This is a genomic window from Aeromonas sp. 97A, from assembly GCF_051919185.1.
GTDB classification, from domain to species: Bacteria; Pseudomonadota; Gammaproteobacteria; order Enterobacterales; family Aeromonadaceae; genus Aeromonas; species Aeromonas veronii.
This window is the reverse complement of record NZ_JBQBFF010000001.1, coordinates 422,285-449,151: the sequence shown is the minus strand read 5'-3', so window position 1 is coordinate 449,151 and position 26,867 is coordinate 422,285. Positions and strand designations below refer to the sequence as shown.

Here is a 26,867-nt window from a genome sequence, read left to right as displayed (position 1 = left end):
AAAAGACACACAAATCTGATGCTTGTCCCATATATGAACAAAACGCAGGCCGGGTAAACCCGGCCTGTCGTCGCAGGATCAGAATCCTTTCACCCCGGTCATGTCGGGCAGCTGGTGAGCTATCCCCTTGTGACAGTCGATGCAGGTACTTTCACCACTGGCCAGATTGGTAGAGTGCATCTTGGCGGCACGCTGCCCCTGCAGGGAGAAGTCCATGTACTCGAAGTTGTGGCAGTTGCGGCACTCGCGCGAATCGGTCTCTTTCATCCGCTGCCACTCCCGCTCCGCCATCTCGCGTCGGTGCGACTCGAACTTCTCGCGGGTATCCACCTTGCCGGTGATCATGCCCCACAGCTCCTTGGAAGCCTGCACCTTGCGGATGATCTTGTAGGTCCACTCGTGCGGTACGTGGCAATCCGGGCAGCTGGCCCGCACGCCGGAGCGGTTGGCGTAGTGGATGGTATCGCGATACTCCTCGAACACGTTGTCCTTCATCTCGTGACAGCTGGTGCAGAAGGCCTCGGTGTTGGATGCTTCCATGGCGGTGTTGAAGCCCCCCCAGAAAATCACGCCACCGAAGAAGCCCATCAGCAGGATGACCCAGAGAGCCGCCTTCGATGGTGACTTGAAGGTGGTCCACAGACGCTGGATAAAGCCGGGTAATTTCATCTATGGATTCCTCAGTTCAGCGCTTCAACCGGTTTAAAGGTATTTTCCACCAGCGGCTTGGCATCCGCTTGCGGTACATGGCACTGCAGGCAGAAGTAGCGACGCGGCGACACTTCACCCAGGGTCAGGCCGTCGCGGGTCTCGAAGTGAGTCGGACTGATCTTGGGGGCCTTCATGGCACTGGCATTCTTGAAGCTGTGGCAAGCCAGGCACTTGTTGACCTTGGTATCCACCTCGTAGTTACGAATGTCGTGGGGGATCAGCGGCGGCTGATGCATGTACTGGCGATCGTAGGGCGCGCCATCCTTGCGGAAGTTTTTCAGGGGTGCGGCGGTGGCATCAGTCACCAGATCGGTGGCGCCACGCTCGGACTTGAGGCCACCGGTACTGTTGGTGATCTCGGGGGCCGCTGCCATCAAGGATCCCGCCATCAGGCAGGCCAGCATTGCTCCAATCAGCTTTTTCATTATTTGTTCTCCGACGTTTTTTCTGCCTTGACGGCAAAACCTACAGTGATTTCAAAAACTTGTTCCGCGCAGACATCGATGCAGCGGCCACAGTTGGTACACTCCTGAGCCGCAATCAAGGGCCCGTGACCGCGCTTGGCACCGTGAACAGGCCCGCGCAGGATGGGACGCTCCGGGCAGACCGCATAACAATCCATGCAGTTGTTGCACCGCTCGCGCCCCTTGGCAGAAATCTTGATAAACCCGACCCGGTTGACCAGGGCATAGAAGGTCCCCACCGGACAGAGATGACCGCACCAGCCCCGCTCAACCACGAAAAGATCGAACAGGAACAGCGCCACCAGCAGGGCCCAACCCGCGCCCATGCCAAACAGCAGACCGCGCATGGCGAGCGACACCGGATTGACCAGCTCCCACGCCATCACCCCGACCACCGCAGGCACCACCAGCGCCATGGCCAGCAGCCAGTAGCGGGTCGTACGGCTGAACTGGCCGTTGCCCTTGAGGCCAAGGCGCCCCCTGAGCCAGGCTGCGGCATCCGTGATGAGGTTGACCGGACAGACCCAGGAGCAGAACACCCGCCCCCCGACCAGCCAGTAACCGGCCAGCACAATGGCAGCACCCAGCCAGAGGGTGGTGATGGGCCAGTGGCCCGCCGCCAGCGACTGCAACAGCGTGAGGGGATCGGTCAGCGGCACCGTCTCCAGCAACAGCGAGCTGGAGAGGTTGCCCTTGAGGATCCAGATGCCCGCCAGCGGCCCCAGCAAAAACAGCCCGAGCACGCTGAACTGACTCAGCCGACGCAGCAGCAGGAAACGGTGGGAACGCCACCACCCCAGCTTGATGCGAGCCTCTTCCCCCGGATAACGACTCATAACCCCTCCGGTTTGCGGGTGGGCAGGGTGAGCCTGTCGCCGATGAGCGACTTGTTCCCCGCCTTGGCCTTCTCTTCCCAGCCGAGCCTGTAGTGATGACCCAGCTCACCTTTGGCAAGCTGGCGTGGCACCACCTTGATGGCCGCTTCCTCCAGCACGCAGGCATGCTCACACTTGCCACAGCCGGTACAGATATCGCTGTGTACCGTGGGCAGGAACATGGCGTGCTTGCCGGTACGCTGGTTATGCTGCAGCTCAAGAGTGATCGCCTTGTCAATCAACGGGCAGACCCGATAACAGACATCGCAGCGCAGCCCCAGATAGTTGAGACAGTTCTCGTGATCGATGAGCACTGCCACCCCCATCCGGGCCTGATCGATGTCGGTCATCTGCTGATCCAGCGCCCCGCTCGGACAGGCCACCACGCAAGGGATGTCATCACACATCTCGCAGGGCACGGCACGCGCCTTGAAATAAGGGGTACCAGTGGTCACAGGGTCAAACAACCGGGCGAGCTTGAGGGTGTCGTAGGGGCAGGCCTCAACGCAGAGCCCGCAACGCACGCAGGCGCTGAGGAACTCTGTTTCATCGAGGGCGGCGGGCGGACGCAGCGCTTGGGCAGGCACAGCTTGCGCCTGCTGGCGGGCCACGCCACCGAGCCCCACGCCAAGCAGGCCCACACCGCAGGCCCCCTTGGCCATGTCGGCCAGAAACTGGCGACGACTACGACTCATCTCGTACTCCCCCGCCTTAAGCCTTCATCACCTTGACGGCGCACTTCTTGTAATCGGTCTCTTTCGAGAGCGGATCTGTGGCGTCCAGGGTCAGCTTGTTGACCAGCTGGCTCGCATCAAAGAAGGGCATGAAGACCAGTCCTTTCGGCGGACGGTTGCGACCACGGGTCTCGACACGGGTCTTCACCTCGCCACGGCGGGAGGAGACGATCACCTCTTCACCACGGCGCACGCCGCGAGCCTTGGCATCGTCCGGGTGCATGAAGAGCACCGCATCCGGGAAGGCGCGATAAAGCTCGGGCACCCGACGGGTCATGGTGCCGGTGTGCCAGTGTTCCAGCACGCGACCGGTAGAGAGCCACAGGTCGTACTCTTTATCGGGCGACTCAGCGGCGGGCTCAAACGGCAGGGCGAATATGACCGCCTTGCCATCTGGCTTGCCATAAAAACGCACCCCCTCACCCGCTTTCACATAGGGGTCGAACCCTTCACGGTAGCGCCACAGGGTCTCTTTGCCATCTACCACCGGCCAGCGCAGACCGCGCGCTTCGTGGTACTGATCGAACGGCGCCAGATCGTGGCCGTGACCGCGACCGAAGGTGGCGTACTCTTCGAACAACCCTTTCTGGACGTAGAACCCGAAGTGCTCGGCCTCGTCGTTCAGCAGACCTTTGCTCTGCTCTTTCGGGAACTGGTTGACCTGACCGTTGGCATAGAGCACGTCGAACAGGGTTTTGCCCTTCACTTCCGGCATCTTGGCAATCAGCTCTGCCGGCCACACTTCCTCAACCTTGAAGCGCTTGGAGAACTCCATCAGCTGCCACAGGTCGGACTTGGCCCCTTCCGGCGCTTTCACCTGCTGGTGCCAGAACTGGGTACGGCGCTCGGCGTTGCCGTAGGCTCCCTCTTTCTCCACCCACATGGCGGTGGGCAGGATGAGGTCAGCGGCCTGGGCGGTAACAGTCGGGTACGGGTCAGAGACCACAATGAAGTTGCGCGGGTCGCGATAGCCAGGCAGACGATCGGTATTCATGTTGGGACCGGCCTGCATGTTGTTGTTGCACATCACCCAGTAGGCATTGAGCTTGCCATCTTTGAGCATGCGATCCTGCAGCACGGCGTGGTAACCCACCTGCTCCGGAATGGTGCCTTCCGGCAGCTTCCAGATCTGCTCGGCGATGGCGCGATGCTTGGGATCGGTCACCACCATGTCGGCTGGCAGACGGTGGGCAAAGGTGCCCACTTCCCGCGCGGTACCGCACGCAGAAGGCTGGCCAGTCAGGGAGAAGGGGCCAGAGCCCGGCTCGGAGATCTTGCCGGTGAGCAGGTGGATGTTGTAGCAGAGGTTGTTGGCCCAGACACCGCGAGTATGCTGGTTGAAACCCATGGTCCAGTAAGAGACCACCTTCTTGCTCGGATCGGCATAGAGCTTGGCCAGTTTTTCCAGCTTCTCTTTGGAGACGCCGGAGAGCTTGGAGACAGACTCCACATCGTAGTCGGCCACAAACTTGGCAAACTCTTCGAAGGTCATCGGAGTGGCATCGCCGCTGTCCGGGTTCTTCGCTTTCTGCTGCAGCGGATCGGTCGGGCGCAGGCCGTAACCGATATCGGTGACCCCCTTCTTGAACACTGTGTGCTTGTTGACGAAGTCCCAGTTCACCTTGTCGTTCTGGATGATGTAGTTGGCGACATAGTTGAGGATCGCCAGATCGGTCTGCGGGGTAAACACCATGCCGTTGTCCGCCAGCTCGAAGCTGCGGTGCTCGAAAGTGGAGAGCACGTGCACCTGCACATCCGGGTTGGAGAGACGACGATCGGACATCCGCGACCAGAGGATGGGGTGCATCTCGGCCATGTTGGATCCCCACAGCACGAACGCATCGGCCTGTTCGATATCGTCGTAACAGCCCATCGGTTCGTCCATGCCGAAGGTACGCATAAAGCCGACGACCGCGGAGGCCATGCAGTGACGGGCATTGGGGTCGATGTTGTTGGAGCGGAAACCGGCCTTCATCAGCTTGGCGGCGGCGTAACCTTCCCAGACGGTCCACTGGCCGGAGCCGAACATGCCGACAGCGGTCGGCCCCTTCTCTTTCAGGGTCGCCTTGAACTTCTCGGCCATGATGTCGAACGCCTGATCCCAGCTGATGGGGGCGAAGTCGCCATCCTTGTCGAACTGGCCGTTCTTCATCCGCAGCATCGGCTGGGTCAGGCGATCCTGGCCGTACATGATCTTGGAGAGGAAGTAACCCTTGATGCAGTTGAGGCCACGGTTGACCGGTGCATCGGGGTCGCCCTGAGTCGCTACAACCCGACCATCCTGAGAGCCCACCAGCACGGAGCAGCCGGTACCGCAGAAGCGGCAGGGAGCCTTATCCCAATGGATGGCAGTCTTGTCGGTACTGGTGATGAGATTGGCTGCCAGCGTGGGGGCACTGACACCGGCCACGGCAGCGGCAGCTGCCACCGCGTTGGCCTTCATAAAGTCGCGTCGACTCAGCTTCATGGCATATCCTCACATTGCTTATCGCGTAATAGTTGTCGAATCTGTCGAACGGGAGCCAGCCATCAGCGGCGGAGGGCACGCCCGGCATCCCATCACTCTTTTCAGTGACCGCCCAGTTCATCGAACTGGTGGTAAATCAGGGCGGCAGAGAGCACGCCCGGCATCGCCTGTATCGCATCAATGGCCGCCATGATCGGCCGCTGGCTCGGACCTTCCAGGGTCACGACCAGCTTGCCCTCGTCACTGACGGCGTGGATCTCGGCCCCTTCAAGGGCGCCAATCTGCTCGGCGAGCTGATGGCGCAATGGGGGCTGGGTCAGCACCACCAGACTCGATACATGGAACTCCTGATCCATTGTGGATTCTGTGTCACACGGCTTCTGACTCATTCTGACTCCTGCTTGAGGGTGGGCTGGCTCGCACCACCGGATGGGGCGGCTCGCCCGTCGACTTTGATGCTGCCAACCGGACAATCCTGCACACAGGCGCCGCAGCCATTACAGCGATCCGGCTCGACCGTCGGGGTAGGCACACGCCCCAGCACCGGAATAAAACGAATGGCATTGGGCTCACAGCTGTCCTGACAGCGCTGGCAGAACACCTGACCATTGGCCAGACAGTTGGCTTCGATATGGGCCTTGTAGTGCCAGGGAGACTCGCTGGTCGGGCGAAACAGCGGCACCTTGCAGACCGTGACGCACCCGGTGCAGAAGGTGCACTCGCCACGCTGGAAATCGACCACCGGAAAACCGCCCTCGCCATTCACCAGGATCTGCTCCGGACAGGCGGCCAGACAGTCCCCGCAGCGGGTACAGTCGGCGACAAATGCCGACCAGTTGACTGACCAGGGCAACTGCACCGGCGGTTCGGCGGTTCTCAGCCGCCCCCGGAACAGGCCGCGGCGGGCAAGATCGATCTCATCCGGCATGTTGACTCCTGTTCTGGTGAAGAAGGGGACAGTGCGAGTCCATGATTGGCATTCTTGATACCAATTATAAGAGTGGGTGTATATTGCGGCCCTGACAAGGTAAGGGATATACCACCAGGGAGATAAACAGGGGGGATTCTTGCGCCAGATCAAAGCCTTGCAGCGCAATAAAAATGGAGGTATCGGTTAAAATACCTCCATGTGAGGATTGCTATTTAATCGTTGGCGATTTTTTTGCGGTTATCCGCCGATCGAGGCGAGATGAGGGGTGATGCCGGCATTGCCCTCATGGAGACGATGGGTGGCACTCTTGCCCGCCAGTGCCGCGCGAATGCGCTGTTGCAGCTCATCAGATTGCCCATCTGCGCCGAGCAGATCCCGCAGGTCGATGCCGTTGTCGCCAAACAGGCACAGATGCAGCTTCCCCAGCGAGGAGACCCGCAGCCGGTTGCAACCGGCACAGAAATCCTTGCTGTAGGGCATGATGAGCCCCACTCCACCCTGCGATTCCGGATGCATGAATACCTGCGCCGGACCGTCATCCGTGCCCCGCAACTGCTGCACCCAGCCACTCTCCAGCAAGCGCTGTTTGATCTGCTCCCCGCTGACATGGTGGTCACGAAACAGGGTATCCATCTCGCCGGTCTGCATCAGCTCGATAAAGCGCAGCTCGATGGGCTTGTGCCTGATCCAGCCCAGAAAGGCATCGAGCTGGTAGTCGTTGAGCCCCTTGAGCAGCACAGCATTGATCTTCACCGATTTGAAACCGGCGGCCAGTGCAGCTTCGATCCCCTCCATCACCTCGGCCAGCTTGTTCTCACCGGTGATCTGATGAAACTGGCGCGGGTCGAGACTGTCGACACTGACATTCAGCGCATTGAGTCCGGCATCAAACCACTCCTGAGCCCGCTCCTTGAGGCGATAGCCGTTGGTGGTCATGGCGACTTTCTCGATGCCCGGGGTGGTGGCAATCACCTTGACGATCTCGGTGAAATCGCGGCGCAGGGAGGGCTCGCCCCCCGTGATGCGCACCTTGCGGGTACCCATGGCGGCAAAACCGCTGACCACGCGGCGGATCTCGTCAATGGAGAGAAAGGGTTGACGCCCCGCTTTGTGACCTTCGGGGGGGCGATAACCGTCAGGCAGGCAATAGGTGCAACGGAAATTGCACACATCGGTCACTGACAGACGCAAATAGTAAAAACGACGGGAAAAACCATCTTCAAGTGGCAACATAAACACCTTTCCAAATACGGGAGGCCAGGGCATTTCTTTCCTGACCCTTACAGCTCGAACGTCGGCTGACGGCTGGTTTCCCCCTATCGCTAGGACTTAGGCAAAACCGCTCGGAGTTCATCTAGTTTTTCGATGCTAACACAAGTTGGAGTACACTCCCACGCATCTTGCGGGGTCCTTATCACTATTCAGAGGTGCGCATCAGTATGGGAAAACGGTTCAGGGTCCATTCGGTCAGCAGTGCCATCGGGCGCGCCATGGTGTTGATCCTCTTCATGGCCAGCCTGATCGCGTTGGTCGCCATGGTCACCCTCTTCTACTCGGTACCCGATGCCAAGGCGATCAACCTCTCCGGTTCGCTGCGGATGCAGGCCTACCGGATGGCCTACGAAATCGAGCGGGGCGACAGCGTGCTGGGGCGCCTCTCCCAGTTTGAAGAGACCCTGCACGCCGAAGAGCTGCAGGAGACCCAGCGCTGGATCACTCCTGCCTCCCTGCGTCGCACCTATGGCGAGGTGCTCGGCCAGTGGCAGATGATGCGCCAGCACATCGAGGATCGCACCCCCAGACGGTACACCGATAACACCGAGCAGTTTGTGGCGGCCATCGACAATTTCGTCAATCAGATGCAGTACCACGTGGAATTCAAGGTGCGGATGCTGGCACTGGCGGAGGGGCTCGGCCTGCTGGCCATCATCACCATCGCCTGGTTCACGGTGCGCTTCACCCGTCAGCAGGTGGTCGCCCCCCTCAACCAGCTGGTCTACTGCGCCCGCCAGATCCAGCGGCAGGATTTCGATCTTAAGCTGCCCGCCCACGGCGAAAACGAGCTGGGGGAACTGTCACGCGCCTTCGTCACCATGGCCGACGAGCTGGGCAAGCTCTATCGGGAGCTGGAAAACAAGGTGGAAGAGAAAACTGCCAAGCTGCAACAGGCCAACGACACCCTCTCGTTTCTCTACTCGACCGCCCAGAAGCTGCACGCCGCCCCGCTCAGTACCCGTACCCTCATCAAACTGCTGGACCGCGCCGCCGCCCACCAGCATATCGACCATATCCGGCTGACCCGCTTCGAGCACAATGCCATGCCGGTCTACATCTCGGGGCGCACCGGCTGGCCCGGCGATCTCGATGCGGTCGCCAGCTTTTATCTGCAGATGGATGAGCAGGAGTTCGGCCGCCTCGACATCATCAGCCAACACCCCATCGATGAGCGGTTGATTAAAAACTTCACCATGCTGCTGGCTCAGGTGCTGCACAAAGACCAGACCCTGCTGCAACAGCAGCGACTGCTGTTGATGGAGGAGCGGGCGGTGATCGCCCGCGAGCTGCACGACTCGCTGGCGCAGGCCCTCTCTTATCTCAAGATCCAGTCCACCCTGCTCAAGCGCTCTTACGCCAAGGGGCTGCATGACAAGGCGCAGGAGGCGATGCAGCAGATCGACGAGGGGCTTAGCAATGCCTATACCCAGTTGCGCGAACTGCTCGGTACCTTCCGTCTCACCATTGGCGATGCCAATCTGGGGGAAGCGATCCGCGTCATGCTTGATCAACTGCAACCTCAGACCCAGGCCGAAATCCGGTTCCATTACGGACTGGCCGACAACGACCTGGAGGCGGGCCAGCATATCCACATTTTGCAGTTGATCCGTGAGGCAGTGCTCAATGCCATCAAACATGCCAACGCGCAAGTGATTGATGTTAGCTGTGAGACCCTCGCCAGTGGTAACATTGAGGTTCAGATTTCAGATGACGGTGTCGGGATCGGACTCGCCAGCTCGGCGATCAACCATTACGGGTTGAGCATCATGAACGAGCGCGCCAGCAAACTGCACGGTCTGCTGACCATCAACGAGCAGCAACCACAAGGCACCTGCGTGCATCTGACCTTTCCCACCAGTCTAGCGAGAGACGCCTGATGGACGAGATGAAATACACAGTTCTGGTCGTAGATGACCATCCCCTCATGCGCAAAGGGATTGTGCAGTTGCTGGCTCTGGAAGAGAACATGGAGGTGACCGGTGAAGCCTCCAACGGCACAGATGCCGTGGCATTGGCCAAAGAGTCCGAGCCGGATCTGATCCTGCTCGACCTCAACATGAAGGGGCTCTCCGGCCTCGATACCCTCAAGGCGCTGCGGGCCGAAGAGATCACCTCCCGGGTGGTGATCCTCACCGTCTCCGATGCCCGTCAGGATGTGGTGGCTTTGCTCAAGGCCGGTGCCGACGGCTACCTGCTCAAGGATACCGAGCCTGATCTGCTGCTGGCCCAGCTGGCCGACGTGATGACCGGCAAGCAGATCCTGAGCGAGCCGCTGCGCCCCTATCTCGAAAACATCTACGAGCTGGATCACCTGCAGCAGAAGCTGGAAAGCTTAACGCGTCGCGAAATGCAAATCCTGCGCGAAATTGCAAAAGGCCTCTCCAACAAACAGGTCGCCTCGGTGCTCCATATCTCCGAGGGAACGGTCAAGGTTCACGTGAAGAGCCTGCTGAAGAAACTCGAGGCGCAAAGCCGCGTGGAAGCGGCTGTCATGTATCTGGAGCAGCGCAACTAAGCGCCCTCAACCGCCCGAAAAGCCACCCTCCGGTGGCTTTTTTCATTCTCTGGCACAGTCGCTGCATTGTCATATTCAGCAACTACTCAATGGAGGATGGAACATGAAACTACAACCTTTGGCACTGTTCCCCTTGCCTTCACACATACTGCCGGGCGGCAAGCTTCCTCTGCGTCTGTTCGAGCCACGCCACCTGCAGATGCTCAAGGAGTCATTCATCAACGATCAAGGCTTTGGCATCGTGATGGAAGAGTCGACCACCTCGGGACAATCCGGCCGCATTCTGCCGGTGGGCACCCGGGTCAAGGTGACCGACTTCTACACCCTCAATGATGGCCTGCTGGGGGTGACGGTGCTGGGACTGGAGCGCTTCTGTATCCACGAGATGGAAACAGACGAGATGGGCCTGCGCCGGGCCAAGGTGGAGATGCTGCCCAACTGGCCGAGCACCCACTCAGATTTCAACGACAAGCTGCTGGTCAATCGCCTGCGGGAAGTATTCGAGCAGTATCCGGAGCTTGATGAGCTCTATCCGGACAAGCGCTTTGAAGATGCCGCCTGGCTCTGCCAACGCTGGCTCGAGATATTGCCGATGCCGATTTATGAAAAGCAGATGCTGATTGCCAAACAAAACAGCGAAGCAGCCCGTAAATTCCTGCATCGCCTGATTTCACAATGACAAAAACAGCGTTGCAAAATGCAATTATTCCAACAATGAAAATGTGAAATTCGCATTTTGCGAGTGAGTAGGAACGCAGAACGCCATAACAAGAGAGAGCCGCTGCGCTAAACGGCCAAAATTGAACACAAAAGAGTCTGAAAAAGTTGGCACAGATTTTTCATATAGATTGATACAACCCGATTTATCCCGTGCTCTCTTCAGTATTTGCTGAAGAACTGGTCAACCCACAAAGTTGACCATTTTTTTTATCCGCGCGTCGGCAACCGCTGACCAAAGTGACGCTGCAAACACTCTCTCAGCCGTGACAAGGTGATGGGCTTGGCGAGAAAGTCATCCATCCCCTGCGCCAGACAGCACGCCTTGTCCTCCGCCATCGCATTGGCCGTCAGGGCGACGATTGGCATGGTGCATCCCAACTCCCGCAACCGGCGAGTAGCTTCCAGTCCGTCCATCAGGGGCATCCGCATATCCATCAGGATCAGATCCGGGAGCTGCTCATCCACCTGCGCCAGCGCCTCCAGACCATTGGCAGCCAACCGTACCTTGCCCACCAGTTTTTGCAGCATCAGCGACACCACCAACTGGTTCACCGGGCTGTCCTCCACCACCAGCACATCCAGTGGCAACAGTGCCGAAGCCCCCTCCTCCCGCTGCGGCTGGCTATGGCAAGGCAACGCCATGCCAGGCAGTTCGAACCAGAAACAGCTTCCCTTGCCCGGCTCGCTCTTCAGGTGGATCTCTCCCCCCATAAGCGTCACCAGACGCTTGCTGATGGCAAGACCGAGGCCGGTACCGGAAAAACGCCGGGTGGCCGAGTTGTCGACCTGGGAGAAGGGTTCAAACAGCAGCGCCTGATCCGCATCAGCGATACCGATCCCGGTGTCGGAGACCGAGATCAGCAGCTTCTCATCCTGCCAACCCAGGTGCAGTGTTACCTGCCCCTGCTCGGTAAATTTGAGGGCGTTGTCCAGCAGATTGCCCATCACCTGTGACAAACGCATCGGATCCCCCTGCAACTCCCGGGGGACCGACTCATCGACCCGATAAACCAGCGCGATCCCCTTGGCTGTCGCGCGAGCTTGCAGCGGCTCGACCAGAGATTGGCAAAGCTGGACGGGTTGCAGGGTCTCGCAGTGAAACACCAAGGTTTGCGACTCGATTTTCGAAAAATCGAGCACGTCGTCGATGATGGTTTGCAGCAATCTGGCCGAGTGGGTGGCATGGCGCAGCAGGCTCTGTTGCTCCGGCGCCAGCTCGGCATGCTGCACCAGATCGAGCATCCCCAACACCGCATTCATGGGCGAACGGATCTCGTGGGTCATCATGGCCAGAAACTGGGACTTGGCACGGTTGGCCGCTTCGGCCTCATCCCGTGCCCGCGCCAGCTCCTCTTCCCTACGGATCTGGTTGCTGATATCCCGGGCAGTGCCGCGATAACCAATAAACAGGCCATCATGGTCAAAGCAGGGCTCGGCGCTCACCTCCATCCAGCAGGGGCCGTGTTGCAGCGCAACCTGCATCCGCACCCCTCGCACCGGCTGGCGCAGCTCCAAAAGCTGCAGGTATTTCTGGGCATCGCAGCTCTGCTTGTTGCAGACGTAGTCATAGAGGGTCGGCCGGGTCGCCTGCGGGGTCATCTCATCCAGATAACCCGGCTCTGAGGCATAACTGAGGCGATGCTCGGCATCTGTCTCCCAAAACCAGTCCGAAGCCATGGCGGCGAAGCTGCGAAAACGGCGTTCGCTGGCCTGCAGCGCCTCGGTTTTTACCGCGACCTGCTCCTGCAAGCGGGCCCGATAGGTGATGTTGACCAGCGCCTGGGCGATAAGCGGACGGCAACGCTCCATGGCGGCCTTGCTGGTGAGATCGAAGGTGCCCGCCCGAGCGTGGCGGCAGATGAGGGTGGCGGTAAAACCGGGGGCCTGCAGCCCGGTCAGCATCACGCTGGCCCAGCCCGGCTCACTCGCCAGCGGCGCAAGCTCAGGGAGCTGGGCTGGATCGTAAATCACCAGGGTTTCACCCGAGATGGCGCGGGCAAATGCCGGGGTCATGCGCCAACTGCGGGCTGATAGCATCGGCTCGGTACTGAGGTGGGTACTCCCCTGCTCCCCTTCCCAGGCCACTACATCCGCGTGATCAAAGCCGATAAAGGGTTTGAGCACCTGGATAAGGCTCTCCAGCACCTGCTCCAGCGTCTTGGCATCGGCGAGGGTGGCAACGCCCCCCAGCAGAGTCTGAGACTCGTGACGATACTTGGCCTCGCGCTCGCGGCAACGCATAAGGTCGACCAGCGTGGTCTGCAATTTGTCGCCGAGGGCTTCCAGTTCACTGTTGCCAATCATCTTGTTGCCTGCTCTGTTATGTTCTGCCGACTCAACGGGTCAGGAAAATCACGCTCGATACCATCAGGTTGCCGTGGGCCAGCTCGCCGTTGGGCAGCCGCCCCTGCTCGCCGAATGTAAAGGGGGTGATAAAGGGGATCTTGCCGAGGCGAGCCTGGCTCTGCTCGACAAATTGGCACAACATATCACCTAGCGCCAAACGACAACCAGCACAAAAGATGATGAGCGCGCCGATAGGCTGCAATTCCACGTCGACCCCATACCCTGGCTCGACGCGCATGGCATTGAGGCTGCGCTGCAACAACCCTTCCTGACTGCTGTACATCAACAGCAGACGCTCCCCTTGCACCACATCGGTAAAGAGCCGCAGCCCGCCCTGTTCGGTCACAGCTTCAGGATGAGAAAGTTTGTAGTAAGGAATACCATCCAGCGCTCCCACCTGACGGGCCAGCGGGGTGAGCGTGGTCTCCCGCAAAATCGCCCCCACCGGCCAGGGCTGCACGCGCCCGCACCAGCGGGCATAGACCTCGGCGGCAGGCTGGTGATCGATGGTGAGTACCTCCCGCCCGTTGCAGGCGGTGATCTCGCCGCTGAATTCGGCAGGCACATAACCGGAGTGAAACTGAAAGGCCAGCTGACAATCGGGATAGAGCACCGCCAGACCGATGCCATCCTGAGCCACCGCCTCATCCCAGCAGAGCTGCCAGTCACCGCTGACGCTGCTATCAGCCGCGGATCCACCGACCACCGGCACCGAGGCACCGAGTTCGGCCTCGATACCGGCCAGCAGCCCCTCTTCCTTGCCGGGACTGGCATGAAACAGGATCAGCTGGGGCAGCTCGCCCGGCCGACCACAGTCGCTCATGGCTCGGCGCAGCAACTGCCGCACATCCACCCCATCACCGCTGGCACCGGCTACCCCGAATGCCCCTTTCTCATCGTACAGAGCAGCAACGGCCAGCCCATATCCGTCTCGGGCGTGGTGTCCCATCTCGGTCATGACACCACCGCAAGAGCTGCACCCAAGCAGGCGGGTCGTCGGGAACTGGCGTTTGAGCGCGTCGCGCAGTATCGCCCCCTCATGGGCTTGGGTAAAATAGAGTAACAGCAGGGAGGGGGCCTGATCGGCATGGTGGCGCAGCTGCGCGCAGATATCTTGGGCCGCCAGCGATGAATTCTGGGCGAGGGAGTGAACGGTCAGAAATTTCAACACCATCTCCTTGTTTTATCGAATGGCAGCCTCAAGCAAAAATCATACCTTTATCAAACAATTATCTCGCTTCGCTTGCTAACATAGCGGTCAACTGAGACCAATGACAGGACGCCCATATGTGGCAAAAAAACATCAATGACTTCGATCGGGTCGTTGCCATCGGTGGTGGCCACGGCATGGGACGAGTGCTTTCGTCCCTCTCGTTTCTCGGTCAACGGCTCACCGGCATCGTCACCACCACAGATGATGGCGGCTCGACCGGACGCCTGCGCAAGAGTCAGGAGTGCATCGCCTGGGGCGATCTGCGCAACTGCCTGAACCAGCTGGTGACTGATCCCAGTATCGGCAGCCTGTTGTTCGAATACCGCTTCGCCGGCAAAGGCGAGCTGGCGGGTCACAACCTTGGCAACCTGATGCTGCTGGCGCTCGATAATCTCTGTGTCCGTCCTCTTGATGCTATCAAGCTGATCAGTGACATGCTCAAAATCGAGTCACAATTGCTACCCATGTCTGAATTTCCCACCGATCTCTGCGCCCATATGGAGTGTGGCACCCAGATCCTGGGAGAGGTATCCATCGATCAACTGGCAACACCGCCCCTCTCCCTCGGCCTGATGCCGGAGGTGCAAGCGACCCGGGAAGCGGTGCTGGCACTGCAGCAGGCGGACATGATCATTCTGGGGCCGGGCAGTTTCCTCACCTCCATCATGCCGCCATTGCTGCTGGCCGAGATCGCCCAGGCCATCAACGAGAGCAGCGCCATGCTGGTTTTCGTCTGCAATCTGGTGGCGGAAAACGGCCCTGCCAGTCAGCTGGATCTGATGAGTCAATGTCGCTGGCTGGAATCCCGGGTCGGTCAGGGTCGGCTGGATGCCATCCTGGCCCCACAAGGCGCGGGTGATGCGGGGGACTGGCAAGGGCGAGTGATCGAAGCCGAGCTGGGCGAGCTTGAGCTGCCCCATCGGCACGATCGGTTGAAGCTGAAACTGGCGCTGGACCGGATCATCCAGCAACTGCTCAACCAGCGTTAGGCTACGGTCACGGCGCCCCGGCATCCCTGCATGGCGCCGTTACTGATAATCGGCAAGAAACGCGAGCACCTGGGGCAAGGAGGCCTCCAGCAGTTGCAATTGGCGCTCTGCCTCGGCCACATCGGCCTGCTTGCTGGCCATCTCCAGCGCCATCACCTGCTGATAGCTCGGCATGGCGCCATAGCTGCCACAGGATGATTTCATGCTGTGCGCCACCCGAGCCAGCGCCTCCCACTCCCCCTGCTCATAGAGGGGTCTGAGCTGACTCAGCTGCTCGCCCACCTCTTCAATAAAGACTGCGATGACAACGGGCAGCATATCCGGACCGATATCCTCTGCCAGCTGCTGCAACACCTTGCGATCCACCCACTCCATGCGAGGCTCCTCCAGAACGGTATTCAAACAGACCATACTATAGATAGTTTTCGATGTCGTGGCTCACGACCAGGCAGTGATGAAGCACCCGATTGGATGGCTCAGGGAATAAAGTGGCAAAAAATGTGATCAGTATCGAAATAGCGATGCTCAAACGCCCCTAAAGACAACAACTTGATTGCCACAAATTAACAATTGATCAACACTCAATGCCGTCAGAGTGATGATGCTCAGCAACACCTCTCATCCCTTTTGCCTTTTATGGCTGCTGCGAAGAACCAGGGTAGGTATCTACCCTGGTATTTTTTTATCTTGCTCAAGCGCGACCTGGTTGGTCGCCACCCGCTCCCCCATGCGAAACAGATTGAATTCACCGGGCGCCATTTTGACCCAATTCTCATTGCCGGTCAGCGGACGGGTGGTGATCAGGGTCACCACATCGTTGGGGGTGGTCTCGCTTTGAAAGTCGATCACCACCTCCTCATCCAGCAGGCTCGCCTCGCCAAAGGGCGCACAGCGGGTCAGCCAGTGCAGGTTGTTGCTGCAGTAGCTCATCACATACTCCCCGTCCGAGAGCAGCATGTTGAACACTCCGAACGCTCTGAGCTCGTCACACAGGGTAGCGAGATAGCGAAACATGGCGGGAAAGTTGGCCGGACGCTTGGGATATTTTTGCTCCAGCCGATCGAGCAGCCAGCAGAAGGCGTGTTCGCTGTCGGTATCCCCCACCGGCCGGTGGCGGCCGGTGGGCAGCTTCTTGTAGCCGGTCAGCTGACCGTTGTGGGCGAAGGTCCAGTAACGACCCCACAGCTCACGGGTAAAGGGGTGAGTATTTTCCAGTGACACGCAGCCACGGTTGGCCTGCCGAATGTGGCTGACCACGGCGCAGCTCTTGATGGGCAGCGCCTGTACCAGTCTGGCGATGGGAGATTGGGCGCTGGGCTCGGGATCCTTGAAGGTGCGAAAGCCCTTCCCCTCGTAGAAGGTGATCCCCCAGCCATCCTTGTGGGGCCCGGTCTTGCCGCCGCGCAGCATCAACCCGGTAAAGCTGAAGCAGATATCGGTCGGCACATTGGCACTCATGCCGAGCAGTTCGCACATATCCGGCAGACTCCTTTCATGATTTGGCTTGTGTCATGTTCGACCAGCACGCTGGTTCGACAGACAACAGGGGAAGGCGCTATCCCTTCCCCTGTGACTGGCAACAACCGGCAGATGGCGAACCATGCTACCGGCGCAGCCCTTATCTGGTAGTTATGGCCTGATTACTTGGCCATCTCTTTTTCGACCAGCTGGATCAGGATGTGGATCACCTTGATGTGCACTTCCTGAATACGGTCGGCATAGCCAAAGTGCGGAACCCGGATCTCGACATCCGCCAGACCCGCCATCTTGCCGCCATCCTTGCCGGTCAGGGCGATCACTTTCATCCCTTTGGCGCGGGCTGCCTCGATGGCTTTCAGGATATTGCCGGAGTTGCCGCTGGTGGAGATACCAAGCAGCACGTCGCCACGGCGGCCGACCGCTTCTACGTAGCGGGAGAAGACATAGTCATAGCCAAAGTCGTTGGAGACGCAGGAGAGGTGGCTCGGATCGGAGATGGCGATACCGGCATAACCCGGGCGGTTCTCGCGGTAACGACCGGTCAGCTCTTCGGCGAAGTGCATGGCGTCACAGTGGGAGCCACCGTTGCCACAAGAGAGCACCTTGCCCTCTTCTTTGAAAGAGTCAGCCAGCAGTTTGGCGGCCGCTTCGATGTTTTTCAGGTTCTGCTCATCAGCCAGGAAGGCCTGCAGCACGCTGGCAGCTTCGGTCAGTTCATTGCGGATCAATTCTTGGTACATGATGTCTCTTCCACTGTTTTTAGTGTGCGTGTAGATCGCGGCTATTCTCGCACAAGCGAATCGCACAGTCGCCCCCTGCGAGCCACAGCGCTGGCGGCGCGTGAGCGTTATGGGGATCACAGAGAGAAGGTAATGAAGATGTAAACAGCTTGATAACTTTGTGCGTATGAATTACAACAGGGGCCATATCCAACAGGTCAGACCTCTGGATGAGTTACACCACGTTGGCACATTTATACACGCAAGGAGCAAGCAATGACGACGACCCTCACTCTGCTCGGGGTGATCCTGGTTATCGGAGCCCTGGCCTATCGCCGGGCATCCCTGTTCATCTCCACCCTGGTCACCGGCGCAGCCCTGGTGCTTGGCGCCCTCTATGGTCATGTGCCCTTGCTGGTATGGGCGCTGTTCGCTGTGATCGCCATCCCGCTCAATCTGGTGGAATTTCGCCGCAATCAAATAACCAAGCCGCTGTTCAAGATCTACAAATCGATCATGCCGGAGATGTCCCGCACCGAGAAAGAGGCGATTGAAGCGGGCACCACCTGGTGGGAAGCAGATCTGTTCGCGGGCAACCCGGACTGGAAAAAGCTGCACGCCATCCCGGTCAGCACCCTCTCTGCCGAAGAGCAGGCCTTTATGGATGGCCCGGTCGAGGAAGTGTGCCGCATGGTGAGCGACTGGGAAGTGACCCACGAGCGCGCGGACCTCTCCCCCGAGGTGTGGCAATACCTGAAGGACAACAAGTTCTTCGCCATGATCATCAAGAAGAAATATGGCGGTCTGGAGTTCTCGGCCTACGCCCAGTCCTGTGTCCTGCAAAAGCTGTGCGGTGCCAGCGCCGTGCTCGCCTCCACCGTCGGCGTGCCCAACTCACTGGGCCCGGGCGAACTGCTGCAGCACTATGGCACTGACGAGCAGAAGGATTACTACCTGCCCCGCCTGGCGGTGGGTAAAGAGATCCCCTGCTTCGCCCTGACCAGCCCGGAGGCGGGCTCTGACGCCGGTTCCATCCCCGACTTCGGTATCGTCTGCAAGGGCGAATGGGAAGGAAAAGAGGTGCTCGGTATGCGCCTCACCTGGAACAAGCGCTACATCACCCTCGCCCCTATCGCCACCGTCTTGGGTCTCGCCTTCAAACTGCGTGATCCGGAACACCTGCTGGGTGAAGAGGAAGAGCTCGGCATCACCTGCGCGCTGATCCCGACTCACATCAAGGGTGTCGGCATCGGCCGTCGCCACTTCCCGCTCAACGTGCCGTTCCAGAACGGCCCGACCCAGGGCAAGGATGTGTTCGTCCCGCTCGATTTCATCATCGGTGGCCCGGCCATGGCCGGTCAGGGCTGGCGCATGCTGGTCGAGTGTCTGTCGGTCGGTCGCGGCATAACCTTGCCCTCCAACAGCACTGGCGGCGTCAAGATGCTGGCCCTGGCGAGCGGTGCCTACAGCCGCATCCGTCGCCAGTTCAAGCTGCCCATCGGCAAGATGGAAGGGATTGAAGAGCCGCTGGCCCGCATCGGCGGCAACGCCTACATCATGGGCGCCGCAGCCAACCTGACCGTGACCGGTATCGACCTTGGCGAGAAGCCCTCGGTCATCTCCGCCATCGTCAAATACCACCTCACCGACCGGGCCCAGAAGTGCATCATCGATGCCATGGATATCCACGGCGGCAAAGCCATCTGCATGGGCCCCAACAACTATCTGGCCCGTGGCTATCAGGGTGCCCCCATCGCCGTTACGGTAGAAGGGGCCAACATCCTGACCCGCAGCATGATCATCTACGGTCAGGGCGCCATCCGTTGCCACCCGTATGTACTGCCGGAGATGCTGGCCGCCAGCCACCCCGACAAGGAGCAGGCGCTGAAGGATTTCGACAAGGCGGTATTCAGCCACGTCGGCTTTGCCATCAGCAACCTGGTACGCAGCTTCTGGCTCGGTATCACCGGCGCCCGCTTTGCCGCGGCCCCTTACAAGGATCAGACCAAGGGCTACTACCAGCAGCTCTCCCGCCTCTCGGCCAACCTGGCGTTCCTGTCAGACATGGCGATGGGCACCCTGGGTGGCGAGCTCAAGCGCAAGGAGCGGGTCTCCGCCCGTCTTGGCGACGTGCTGAGCCAGCTCTATCTGGCCTCAAGCGCCCTCAAGCGCTATCAGGATGAGGGACGCCAGCAGGCCGACCTGCCACTGCTGCACTGGGCACTGCAAGATGCCATGTTCAAGGCACAAGAGGCGATCGACGAGCTACTGCGCAACTTCCCGAACCGCTGGATTGGTCTTGCCCTGCGCGCCGTGGTGCTGCCGCTGGGTCGTGACCTGAACCGTCCGTGCGACAAGCTGGACCAACAGGTTGCCCATCTGCTGCAAACCCCGAGCGAGACCCGCAGCCGCCTGGCCAAGGGGCAATACCTGACTCGCGAAGAGGGCAACCCCTTCGGTCTGCTGGAGCAGGCCCTCGACGACGTACTGGCCGCCGAGCCACTGTTCGAGAAAGTCTGCAAGAGCGATGGCATCAAGCGCCCCTTCATGGCACTGGACAAGGTGGCCGACATGGGTCTGGCCGCTGGCGTACTGACCCAGAGCGAAGCCGAGCTGCTGCGCCGCGCCGAAGTAAGTCGCCTGCGCACCATCAACGTCGATGATTTTGACCCCATCGATCTGGTGGCCAACAAGAAACTGTTTGAAGCCTCCGCTTACCATCACGCGGCCTGATAACCAGCTATCGACAACGCCTCCCTTGTGGAGGCGTTTTATTATCGGCAATCATCCCCATTCACGACCCCCTATTGCCCCAACTTGCACGCATAGCTCCCCCGACCAGCTGCTACCCCCGTGTGGTCAGCCGGGAAAAAAGGCACAATAGCCGACAAATCGAATCACCAAGGAAGCCAAGATGACCCTTGAGCACCTGATCCTGTGGCGCCGCGACCTGCACCGCCTGCCGGAAGCCGCCTGGAAAGAGTTTCGCACCACCAGCCTGATTGCCCACCACCTGAGCGAGCTCGGTTATCGCATTGTGCTTGGCGACAAACTGCTGGCCAGCAATCTGATGATGGGCCGTGATGTGGATGTGGCGGCCGAGAAGGCCCGTGCCCGCCGTCAGGGAGCCCATCCCGACTGGCTGGAGCGGATCGGTGATGTCACTGGCCTGATGGGAGAGCTGGATACCAGCCGTCCCGGTCCGACCCTGGCCTTTCGCTTCGATATCGACGCGGTGGAGGTGGAAGAGTCCGATGCTGAACAACACCAACCGCAGCAGGAGGGTTTTGCCTCCCACAACAAGGGGTGGATGCACGCCTGCGCCCACGATGGCCACACCGCCATCGGCATGGGGCTGGCCAGCAGCCTGATGGCGATGAAGGAGCAGCTGTGCGGTCGTATCAAGCTCTTCTTCCAGCCCGCCGAAGAGGGGTGCCGCGGTGGCAAGGCGCTGGCGGCCGGTGGCGCACTCGATGACGTGGATGCCCTGCTTTCGCTCCATATCGGTATTCACGCTGGCAGCGGCGAGCTGGTGATCAACCCCACCGAGTTTCTCTGCTCCACCAAGTTCGACGTCCACTTTATGGGCACCGCCGCCCACGCGGGACTCGAACCCAATGCCGGCAGCAATGCGCTGGCAGCCGCCTGCATGGCCACCACCGCCATGCTCGGCATTCCCCGCCACCGCGACGGCATGACCCGCATCAACGTCGGCCAGCTTCACGCCGGCAGCGGCCGCAACGTCATCCCCGATCATGCCGAGCTGCGCGGTGAGACCCGCGGCGCCGACAGCGCGCTCAACGACTACATGTTCAGTCAGGTACAGCGCATCGTCGAAGGGACTGCCCTCGCCCACGGTGTCACCTATCGCATCATCAAGCAGGGTGAGGCCATTGCCCTCGACAACAGCCCGGCCCTGCAAGCCGAACTGGCGGCGCTGGCCCGCAAGCAGGGGCTCGCCACTATCCAGACTCGCCGCTTTGGCGCCAGCGAAGATGCCGGTTTTCTGATGGAGCGGGTGCAAAAGCAGGGGGGCGAAGCGGCTTACCTCATCCTGGGGGCCGATCTGGCGGCGCCGCACCATCACAACGAATTCGATTTCGATGAGCGGGTTATGCAAAGCGGGGTCGAGCTGCTGGCCGCCTGGGCACGCGCACGGCTGGGTGTGGTAGAAGCAACCCTCTCTTGATATCCCCTCGGCCAGCTCACCGGCTAACGGGATCAAAAAAAGGCGCCTCGGCGCCTTTTTTCTGCAAGAAAAATCTGAGCGCTACTCGCGGTGCTTGCGATGCACATCGGGGCGACCACCGGTCACGCTATCGGCTCTCCCCTCCTCTTTGGCCTTCTCGGCCCGCTTTTTGCGCATCTCGCGGGGATCGGCGATGAGCGGGCGGTAGATCTCGATACGATCGCCGTCGTGCAGCGGCTCGCTCCCTTTCACCGGGCGGCTGTAGATACCGAACTTGTTGACCGCCAGATCGATCTCGGGGTGTTTTTGTACGATGCCGGACTGCTCGATGGCCGCCTGCACGCAGGTCTCGGGCGCCACCCGCAGGGCAATCACCGTCTGCTGCTGCGGCAAGGCATAGACAACCTCGATATTGAGCTGGTCAGACACCGTAGACCTCCTTCGCCCGGTTGGAGAAGGCGGAGACCATGGAGCTCACCAGATCGCGGAATACCTGACCAAAGGCCACCTCGATGAGCTTGGAGGTAAACTCGAAATCGAGATCAAACTCCACCTTGCAGGCGTCGACATCGAGCGGGGTAAAGGTCCACCAGCCCGCCAGCTTGCGGAACGGGCCATCCACCAGCTCCATCCTGATCTGACGGTTCACATCCAGCTGATTGCGGGTAGTAAAGGTCTTGGCAATCCCCGCCTTGGCCACATCGACCGACGCCATCATGTAGTCATCGCCAGCCTCGTGGACACGGCTGCCGACACAGCCGGGCAAAAACTGCGGATAGGCATCCACATCGTTAACCAACTTGAACATCTGTTCTGCACTGAACATCACCAGGGCACTGCGCGTAATTCGGGGCATGGTTTTTCCTCATCCAATCGGCGCGATTTTATCACCATGTTGGGGGTTGTGGAGGTAAAACCTCAGCCAAACCGCTCAGAAAGCCACCACTTGACCTGCTGCGCGTTTTACAGCCGCCCCTGCCTACGTATAATACGAGCCTCCTAGTCATTGCCGGAAATCGCCCGTCATGAGCAAAAAAAACAGTAAAAACAAAGCCGGGTCCAGCACCATTGCACTCAACAGAACCGCGCGCCACGAATACTTCATCGAAGAGAAGATCGAAGCGGGTCTGTCCCTGCAAGGGTGGGAAGTCAAATCCCTGCGGGCGGGCAAGGCCAACATCAGCGAAGCCTATGTCATCTTTCGCGATGGCGAGGCCTATCTGTTCGGCTCCAGCTTCCTGCCACTGCAAGCGGCCTCCAGCCATGTGGTATGTGACCCGACCCGCACCCGCAAACTGCTGCTGAGCCGTCGTGAACTCGACAAGCTCGAAAGCCTGATCGCCCGTCAGGGCTACACCATAGTTCCCCTCGCCCTCTACTGGAAACAGTGCTGGGTCAAGGTCGAGATCGGCCTGGTGAAGGGCAAGAAAGAGCACGACAAGCGCGAAGATACCAAAGCCCGCGAATGGGATCGGGAAAAAGCCCGCATCATGAAGAACAAGCATCGCGGCTAACCTGCGACTGGCAGGATCAGGACGCCAGTTCACCTTCCCCCGGCGCAGCTGGCTCTTCAGGCTCAGCTGCGTACAATAAATCGGCAAACAGACTGGCTGACAGAAGGAATGGGTATCAACGCCTTGCTATGACAGCATTTTTGCGTACAATCGCAATTAACAACTTGGGGCTGATTCTGGATTCGACAAGATTCACGAAACCCAAGGTGCATGCCGAGGTGCGGTAGGCCTCGTTAATAAACCGCAAAAAAATAGTCGCAAACGACGAAAACTACGCACTAGCAGCTTAATAACCTGCATAGAGCCCTTCTACCCTAGCTTGCCTGTGTCCTAGGGAATCGGAAGGTCATCCTTCACAGGATCGTGTGGAAGTCCTGCTCGGGGCGGAAGCATTAAAACCAATCGAGCTAGTCAATTCGTGGCGTGTCTCTCCGCAGCGGGTTGGCGAATGTAAAGAGTGACTAAGCATGTAGTGCCAAGGATGTAGTAATTTTGGACGGGGGTTCAAATCCCCCCAGCTCCACCAAATACCGGTCCAACAGTGACCAACGAAGTCCAAGAAACCCGCATAGCATAAGGCTTTGCGGGTTTTTTGTTGTCTTATGCTGTCCAATGGGGTGCGTTGCCATCCAGCCCTTTTAGGCATATCGTTAGGCATATCGTTTTGTATGCCTTCCGGAGCGTATGCCTATGCCTCGTATCACCCGTCCCTTATCCCCAACCGAGATCAAAGCAGCCAAGCCCAAAGAGAAGGAATACACCCTCTGCGACGGGGCTGGTCTGGAGCTCGTCATCAAGCCCAATGGCTCCAAGTTGTGGCGCCTGCGTTACTACCGCCCCCTAACTAAACAGAGAAACATGATCAGCTTTGGCTCCTGGCCGGAGATGTCGTTGGCTGAAGCGAGAGAGAAACGCTCCGAAGCCAAAACGTTGCTGCAACAAAACATCGATCCCCAACACCATCGTGATGAGCAGGCATCCGCTGCGTTATCACAGAGCGAGCACACCTTTGAAGCCGTCGCCAAGCGCTGGTTTGATGTTAAGCGCCCTTCCGTCACCCCGGCATATGCCGAGGATCTCTGGCGTTCTCTCGAAATGTACCTGTTCCCCGAGATAGGCACAGTGCCCGTTATGGAAATAAAGGCACAGCGAGCCATCAAGATCATCGAGCCCATCGCTGCTGCTGGAAAACTCGAAACCGTGCGTCGCCTCACGCAACGGGTGAACGAGATCATGACCTTTGCTGTTAACTCTGGTCTGATCGACGCCAACCCTTGCTCGGGGATCAGCAAGGTGTTTCAGCGGCCAGCCAAACAGCACATGCCCAGCATTAACCCCAACCAGTTACCAGAACTGATGAACAGGCTATCGAAGGCCAGCATCAATTTGCAGACCCGCTGCCTCATCGAATGGAGCCTGCATACCTTGGCTCGCCCCAGCGAGGCGGCCGGAGCAAGGTGGGCAGAGATCGATATGGAAAAGAAACTCTGGCGGATCCCACCAGAGAGAATGAAGAAGCGCAGAGGTCATGACGTGCCCTTGACGCCGCAGACACTTGCCTACCTGGACCTCATGCGACCGATCAGCGGCCATCGTGAATTTATCTTCCCTGGTATCCGTAATCCTAAAACGCACACCAACGAGCAAACAGCCAATGCGGCCTTGAAAAGAATGGGATATGAAGGGACCTTGGTCGCTCACGGCCTGCGAGCCTTGGGCAGCACCACCCTGAACGAGAGAGGATTTGATCGAGACGTTATAGAAGCTGCCTTGGCGCACTCTGACAAAGATGAAGTCCGTAGCGCATACAACCGCACGGATTATCTGGAACGTCGCCGAGAAATGATGGTCTGGTGGTCAGAATATATCGATGCAGCATCCAGAGTCGGTTCAGCACTGACGTGGTTGCCATCGTCAAATGTCAGCTGAGCTAAGTTTCAATAACTCAACAACGCAATAGAAAAAGGACTGGTTAGCCAGTCCTTTTGACATCAAATCAGGAATTCTTCCAACTGCCTGCCTTGCTCCAGCATGGCGGCCAACGCTTTAGGAGTGCGTCCCTGGCCGGTCCAGGTGCGCTCTTCACCATTTGCCATATAACGATACTTCGGCGGACGCGGAGCACGTTTCGTGCCATCACGTTGAGCTTTCCCGGCTGGAACGCCCTGTACGAGCTCAGTAGGGTCAATGCCAGCATCAGCCAGCATTGCTTGGAATTCGGCCAGCTTGGCCAAACGCTCGGCATCGGCTGCGCGGGTCTTTTCTATCTCAGCAACCCGCTCGTTATAAATCGAGGAGAACTTCTCATTCGCTTCTTGCAACTGTTCAAAGGAGAGCTCACGCAATGCAGCCCGCAAGCTACGAATATTCAGCAACACTTTCAGAAATTCAGTCATGATTAAGATCTCTCAATAAGGGGCACACCGTCAGCCACATGGATAGCTACTGACTCTGGTGATATAGGTCTTTCAATCTGGATCGTTCTGGTGACTGGTCTGAATAGTGAACAGCACGATTCAGGTAGTAATAACAGTGTTGAATTTTACGCTATTACACCTCATCGATGCAAATGCCATTAATTATCGTTTTAGCATTCTGTCGTCATCAGTGTCCATTTGAATTTGTTGTATTTATACGCAACACATAAAAACGAGGGGATTGGTCCCCTCGCTGTGCTTAACAGACTAGTCATCTCCGTAAATGCTACTAGAACGTTCATACAGAAGCAGCTGTTGTTTATACTACCCAAGTTTCCGGTTTCGCTTAGACGAGCTTACAGGGCATCTGGTGAACGCTAACAGCTCTTCAGGATTAATACGCTCTAAAGCGAGCAATTCTTTAATGTCAGCGATCACCTGCTGCCGCTCATGTGCTCTTACCCTCGCAGCCTCCTCTTCCTCAATGCGCTCCAGCGCTATCGCCTCGATTTCAGCATTCAGTGCTAACAAATCCTCCGATGACAATCCCTTTAATGCCGACCGTAACGATCGGGTATCTGTAAACACACTTGATGCAAGCTTCATTTGCCACCCTAATAAATCAATGCTCAGCCCGAAGTAGTTGGCTAGTACCAAAGTTGCGGTAGCCATCACCGCCGCTCTTCGTATTCTTTTTACTCAGGTACGCCATACGAAACAAAAATGCTTCGAAGTTGTCATCTAGCTCTCGGGCTGACTGGCGATCAAACCGGTACTGCGGATTATCAGGAAAATTCACTAACGTCGCGTTATCAGGATAAGGGAGGCTCAGGGCGCTGCACCACGCCTTCTGGATCCTGGTTCCCATATTGTTAGCGTCATAGTCCCGATAGTCTCCCAGAAAGGCATAGACGTCTTTGTTAAAGAGCAGCATCAGGTGGTAATGGGGTGATGCCGAGGTATCCTGCTCACGGCACCAGATAAAGGCCGGTAGAGACGGAGTACCACGTCGTTTCTGACGATAGTGGTCCGCACGTAGTTGGCTTTTCAGGGACTCCATAAAGCGAGTAATCACTGACGGGTCAGCCCGCTGTAGGCAGGTCAGCGTGTCAGCATCATCTTCAGGTGACTCAACAGCAAAGCGCAGGTCTACCCGCAGCGCATAAACACGGGGATACCTGGCAAGGGTATCGGAAACAACATCCAGACTACGTCTCAAATAGGTGCAATTCATGGGGCCGTAACTATCTGTGTATAATCTAGTAAGTGCTTTCATCTTCAATACTGAATTTTTTAAGTGATTCAACAT

The 26,867-nt window shown here is 58.6% G+C and carries 26 protein-coding genes, 1 other RNA gene and 1 riboswitch; of the genes, 9 read left to right on the top strand and 18 right to left on the bottom strand.

The window, feature by feature from the left end:
• Positions 1-78 precede the first annotated feature (78 nt).
• From ACTG27_RS02115 to moaA, 8 genes are all read right to left on the bottom strand, one after another.
• Positions 79-669, bottom strand: a complete 591-nt coding sequence (locus ACTG27_RS02115; RefSeq protein ID WP_005353459.1) for a cytochrome c3 family protein — start codon at positions 667-669, stop codon at positions 79-81.
• 11 nt (positions 670-680) lie between these two features.
• Positions 681-1,136, bottom strand: coding sequence for a nitrate reductase cytochrome c-type subunit (locus ACTG27_RS02110; protein WP_005334452.1), 456 nt, complete (start codon positions 1,134-1,136; stop codon positions 681-683).
• Positions 1,136-2,011: a quinol dehydrogenase ferredoxin subunit NapH gene (gene napH, locus ACTG27_RS02105; protein ID WP_439978996.1), complete on the bottom strand. Its 876-nt coding sequence runs from the start codon at positions 2,009-2,011 to the stop codon at positions 1,136-1,138. The genes ACTG27_RS02110 and napH overlap by 1 nt, the downstream gene beginning before the upstream one ends.
• On the bottom strand, positions 2,008-2,745 hold the full coding sequence (gene napG / locus ACTG27_RS02100) for a ferredoxin-type protein NapG (RefSeq protein WP_439978995.1): 738 nt from the start codon (positions 2,743-2,745) through the stop codon (positions 2,008-2,010). The genes napH and napG overlap by 4 nt, the downstream gene beginning before the upstream one ends.
• 16 nt (positions 2,746-2,761) lie before the next feature.
• Positions 2,762-5,251, bottom strand: a complete 2,490-nt coding sequence (gene napA, locus ACTG27_RS02095; RefSeq protein WP_439978994.1) for a nitrate reductase catalytic subunit NapA — start codon at positions 5,249-5,251, stop codon at positions 2,762-2,764.
• A 101-nt stretch (positions 5,252-5,352) separates the two neighbouring features.
• Positions 5,353-5,607, bottom strand: coding sequence for a chaperone NapD (locus ACTG27_RS02090; protein ID WP_031227438.1), 255 nt, complete (start codon positions 5,605-5,607; stop codon positions 5,353-5,355).
• Between the two features lie 29 nt (positions 5,608-5,636).
• Positions 5,637-6,179 carry a ferredoxin-type protein NapF gene (gene napF / locus ACTG27_RS02085; RefSeq protein ID WP_439978993.1) on the bottom strand — a complete coding sequence of 181 codons (543 nt, stop codon included), beginning with the start codon at positions 6,177-6,179 and terminating at the stop codon, positions 5,637-5,639.
• Positions 6,180-6,419: 240 nt separating this feature from the next.
• Positions 6,420-7,415, bottom strand: a complete 996-nt coding sequence (gene moaA, locus ACTG27_RS02080) for a GTP 3',8-cyclase MoaA (protein ID WP_158109458.1) — start codon at positions 7,413-7,415, stop codon at positions 6,420-6,422.
• Positions 7,403-7,543: riboswitch (molybdenum cofactor riboswitch) on the bottom strand. Its footprint overlaps the gene before it by 13 nt.
• A gap of 78 nt (positions 7,544-7,621) precedes the next feature.
• Here moaA and narQ point away from each other — a divergent pair.
• The 3 genes from narQ to ACTG27_RS02065 all read left to right on the top strand — a co-directional run bounded on the left by narQ (position 7,622) and on the right by ACTG27_RS02065 (position 10,651).
• On the top strand, positions 7,622-9,334 hold the full coding sequence (narQ, locus tag ACTG27_RS02075; protein ID WP_439978991.1) for a nitrate/nitrite two-component system sensor histidine kinase NarQ: 1,713 nt from the start codon (positions 7,622-7,624) through the stop codon (positions 9,332-9,334).
• Positions 9,334-9,972, top strand: a complete 639-nt coding sequence (narL, locus tag ACTG27_RS02070; RefSeq protein ID WP_005334471.1) for a two-component system response regulator NarL — start codon at positions 9,334-9,336, stop codon at positions 9,970-9,972. Before narQ ends, narL begins: the two co-directional genes overlap by 1 nt.
• A gap of 103 nt (positions 9,973-10,075) precedes the next feature.
• Positions 10,076-10,651 (top strand): LON peptidase substrate-binding domain-containing protein, encoded by a 576-nt coding sequence (locus ACTG27_RS02065; RefSeq protein WP_005334473.1) that lies wholly within the window; start codon positions 10,076-10,078, stop codon positions 10,649-10,651.
• 248 nt (positions 10,652-10,899) lie between these two features.
• On the opposite strand, the gene ACTG27_RS02060 is transcribed toward ACTG27_RS02065, so the two are convergent.
• Positions 10,900-12,996: a hybrid sensor histidine kinase/response regulator gene (locus tag ACTG27_RS02060; RefSeq protein ID WP_245131249.1), complete on the bottom strand. Its 2,097-nt coding sequence runs from the start codon at positions 12,994-12,996 to the stop codon at positions 10,900-10,902.
• Between the two features lie 31 nt (positions 12,997-13,027).
• Complete coding sequence (locus ACTG27_RS02055) at positions 13,028-14,212, bottom strand: FIST signal transduction protein (protein ID WP_323894847.1); 1,185 nt, start codon at positions 14,210-14,212, stop codon at positions 13,028-13,030.
• Between the two features lie 113 nt (positions 14,213-14,325).
• Between ACTG27_RS02055 and ACTG27_RS02050 the strand changes: the two genes are divergently transcribed.
• The gene (locus ACTG27_RS02050) at positions 14,326-15,240 is read left to right on the top strand and encodes a gluconeogenesis factor YvcK family protein (RefSeq protein ID WP_005334480.1); all 915 of its coding nucleotides are present in this window, start codon (positions 14,326-14,328) and stop codon (positions 15,238-15,240) included.
• 39 nt (positions 15,241-15,279) lie between these two features.
• Here the strand turns inward: ACTG27_RS02050 and ACTG27_RS02045 are convergent, their stop codons facing one another.
• The 3 genes from ACTG27_RS02045 to lpcA all read right to left on the bottom strand — a co-directional run bounded on the left by ACTG27_RS02045 (position 15,280) and on the right by lpcA (position 17,459).
• Entirely contained in the window at positions 15,280-15,615 is a 336-nt protein-coding gene (locus tag ACTG27_RS02045) for an Hpt domain-containing protein (protein ID WP_005353511.1), read from the bottom strand.
• Positions 15,616-15,906: 291 nt separating this feature from the next.
• The gene (locus tag ACTG27_RS02040; RefSeq protein WP_019446544.1) at positions 15,907-16,716 is read right to left on the bottom strand and encodes a class II glutamine amidotransferase; all 810 of its coding nucleotides are present in this window, start codon (positions 16,714-16,716) and stop codon (positions 15,907-15,909) included.
• Between the two features lie 164 nt (positions 16,717-16,880).
• Positions 16,881-17,459 carry a D-sedoheptulose 7-phosphate isomerase gene (gene lpcA, locus ACTG27_RS02035; protein ID WP_005334485.1) on the bottom strand — a complete coding sequence of 193 codons (579 nt, stop codon included), beginning with the start codon at positions 17,457-17,459 and terminating at the stop codon, positions 16,881-16,883.
• Positions 17,460-17,714: 255 nt separating this feature from the next.
• Between lpcA and fadE the strand changes: the two genes are divergently transcribed.
• Both fadE and ACTG27_RS02025 read left to right on the top strand, forming a co-directional pair.
• Positions 17,715-20,171, top strand: a complete 2,457-nt coding sequence (gene fadE / locus ACTG27_RS02030; protein ID WP_439978990.1) for an acyl-CoA dehydrogenase FadE — start codon at positions 17,715-17,717, stop codon at positions 20,169-20,171.
• 181 nt (positions 20,172-20,352) lie between these two features.
• The gene (locus tag ACTG27_RS02025) at positions 20,353-21,627 is read left to right on the top strand and encodes an amidohydrolase (RefSeq protein ID WP_439978989.1); all 1,275 of its coding nucleotides are present in this window, start codon (positions 20,353-20,355) and stop codon (positions 21,625-21,627) included.
• Between the two features lie 81 nt (positions 21,628-21,708).
• Here ACTG27_RS02025 and ACTG27_RS02020 read toward each other — a convergent pair whose 3' ends face one another.
• Positions 21,709-22,056, bottom strand: coding sequence for an RnfH family protein (locus tag ACTG27_RS02020; protein WP_019446547.1), 348 nt, complete (start codon positions 22,054-22,056; stop codon positions 21,709-21,711).
• Positions 22,049-22,483, bottom strand: a complete 435-nt coding sequence (locus ACTG27_RS02015) for an SRPBCC family protein (RefSeq protein WP_005334496.1) — start codon at positions 22,481-22,483, stop codon at positions 22,049-22,051. Before ACTG27_RS02015 ends, ACTG27_RS02020 begins: the two co-directional genes overlap by 8 nt.
• A 169-nt stretch (positions 22,484-22,652) precedes the next feature.
• Here ACTG27_RS02015 and smpB point away from each other — a divergent pair, with 169 nt between their 5' ends.
• The 3 genes from smpB to ACTG27_RS02000 all read left to right on the top strand — a co-directional run bounded on the left by smpB (position 22,653) and on the right by ACTG27_RS02000 (position 25,070).
• A complete protein-coding gene (gene smpB / locus ACTG27_RS02010; protein ID WP_005334498.1) occupies positions 22,653-23,141 on the top strand; it encodes an SsrA-binding protein SmpB in 489 nt (162 codons plus the stop codon).
• Between the two features lie 166 nt (positions 23,142-23,307).
• Positions 23,308-23,667, top strand: a transfer-messenger RNA (tmRNA) gene (gene ssrA / locus ACTG27_RS02005).
• A 164-nt stretch (positions 23,668-23,831) separates the two neighbouring features.
• Complete coding sequence (locus ACTG27_RS02000) at positions 23,832-25,070, top strand: integrase domain-containing protein (RefSeq protein WP_010673972.1); 1,239 nt, start codon at positions 23,832-23,834, stop codon at positions 25,068-25,070.
• A 62-nt stretch (positions 25,071-25,132) separates the two neighbouring features.
• On the opposite strand, the gene ACTG27_RS01995 is transcribed toward ACTG27_RS02000, so the two are convergent.
• The 3 genes from ACTG27_RS01995 to ACTG27_RS01985 all read right to left on the bottom strand — a co-directional run bounded on the left by ACTG27_RS01995 (position 25,133) and on the right by ACTG27_RS01985 (position 26,867).
• Positions 25,133-25,537 (bottom strand): H-NS family histone-like protein, encoded by a 405-nt coding sequence (locus tag ACTG27_RS01995; protein ID WP_010673971.1) that lies wholly within the window; start codon positions 25,535-25,537, stop codon positions 25,133-25,135.
• Positions 25,538-25,882: 345 nt separating this feature from the next.
• Entirely contained in the window at positions 25,883-26,230 is a 348-nt protein-coding gene (locus ACTG27_RS01990) for an H-NS family histone-like protein (protein ID WP_439978988.1), read from the bottom strand.
• Entirely contained in the window at positions 26,181-26,867 is a 687-nt protein-coding gene (locus ACTG27_RS01985) for an inovirus Gp2 family protein (RefSeq protein WP_111896691.1), read from the bottom strand. Before ACTG27_RS01985 ends, ACTG27_RS01990 begins: the two co-directional genes overlap by 50 nt.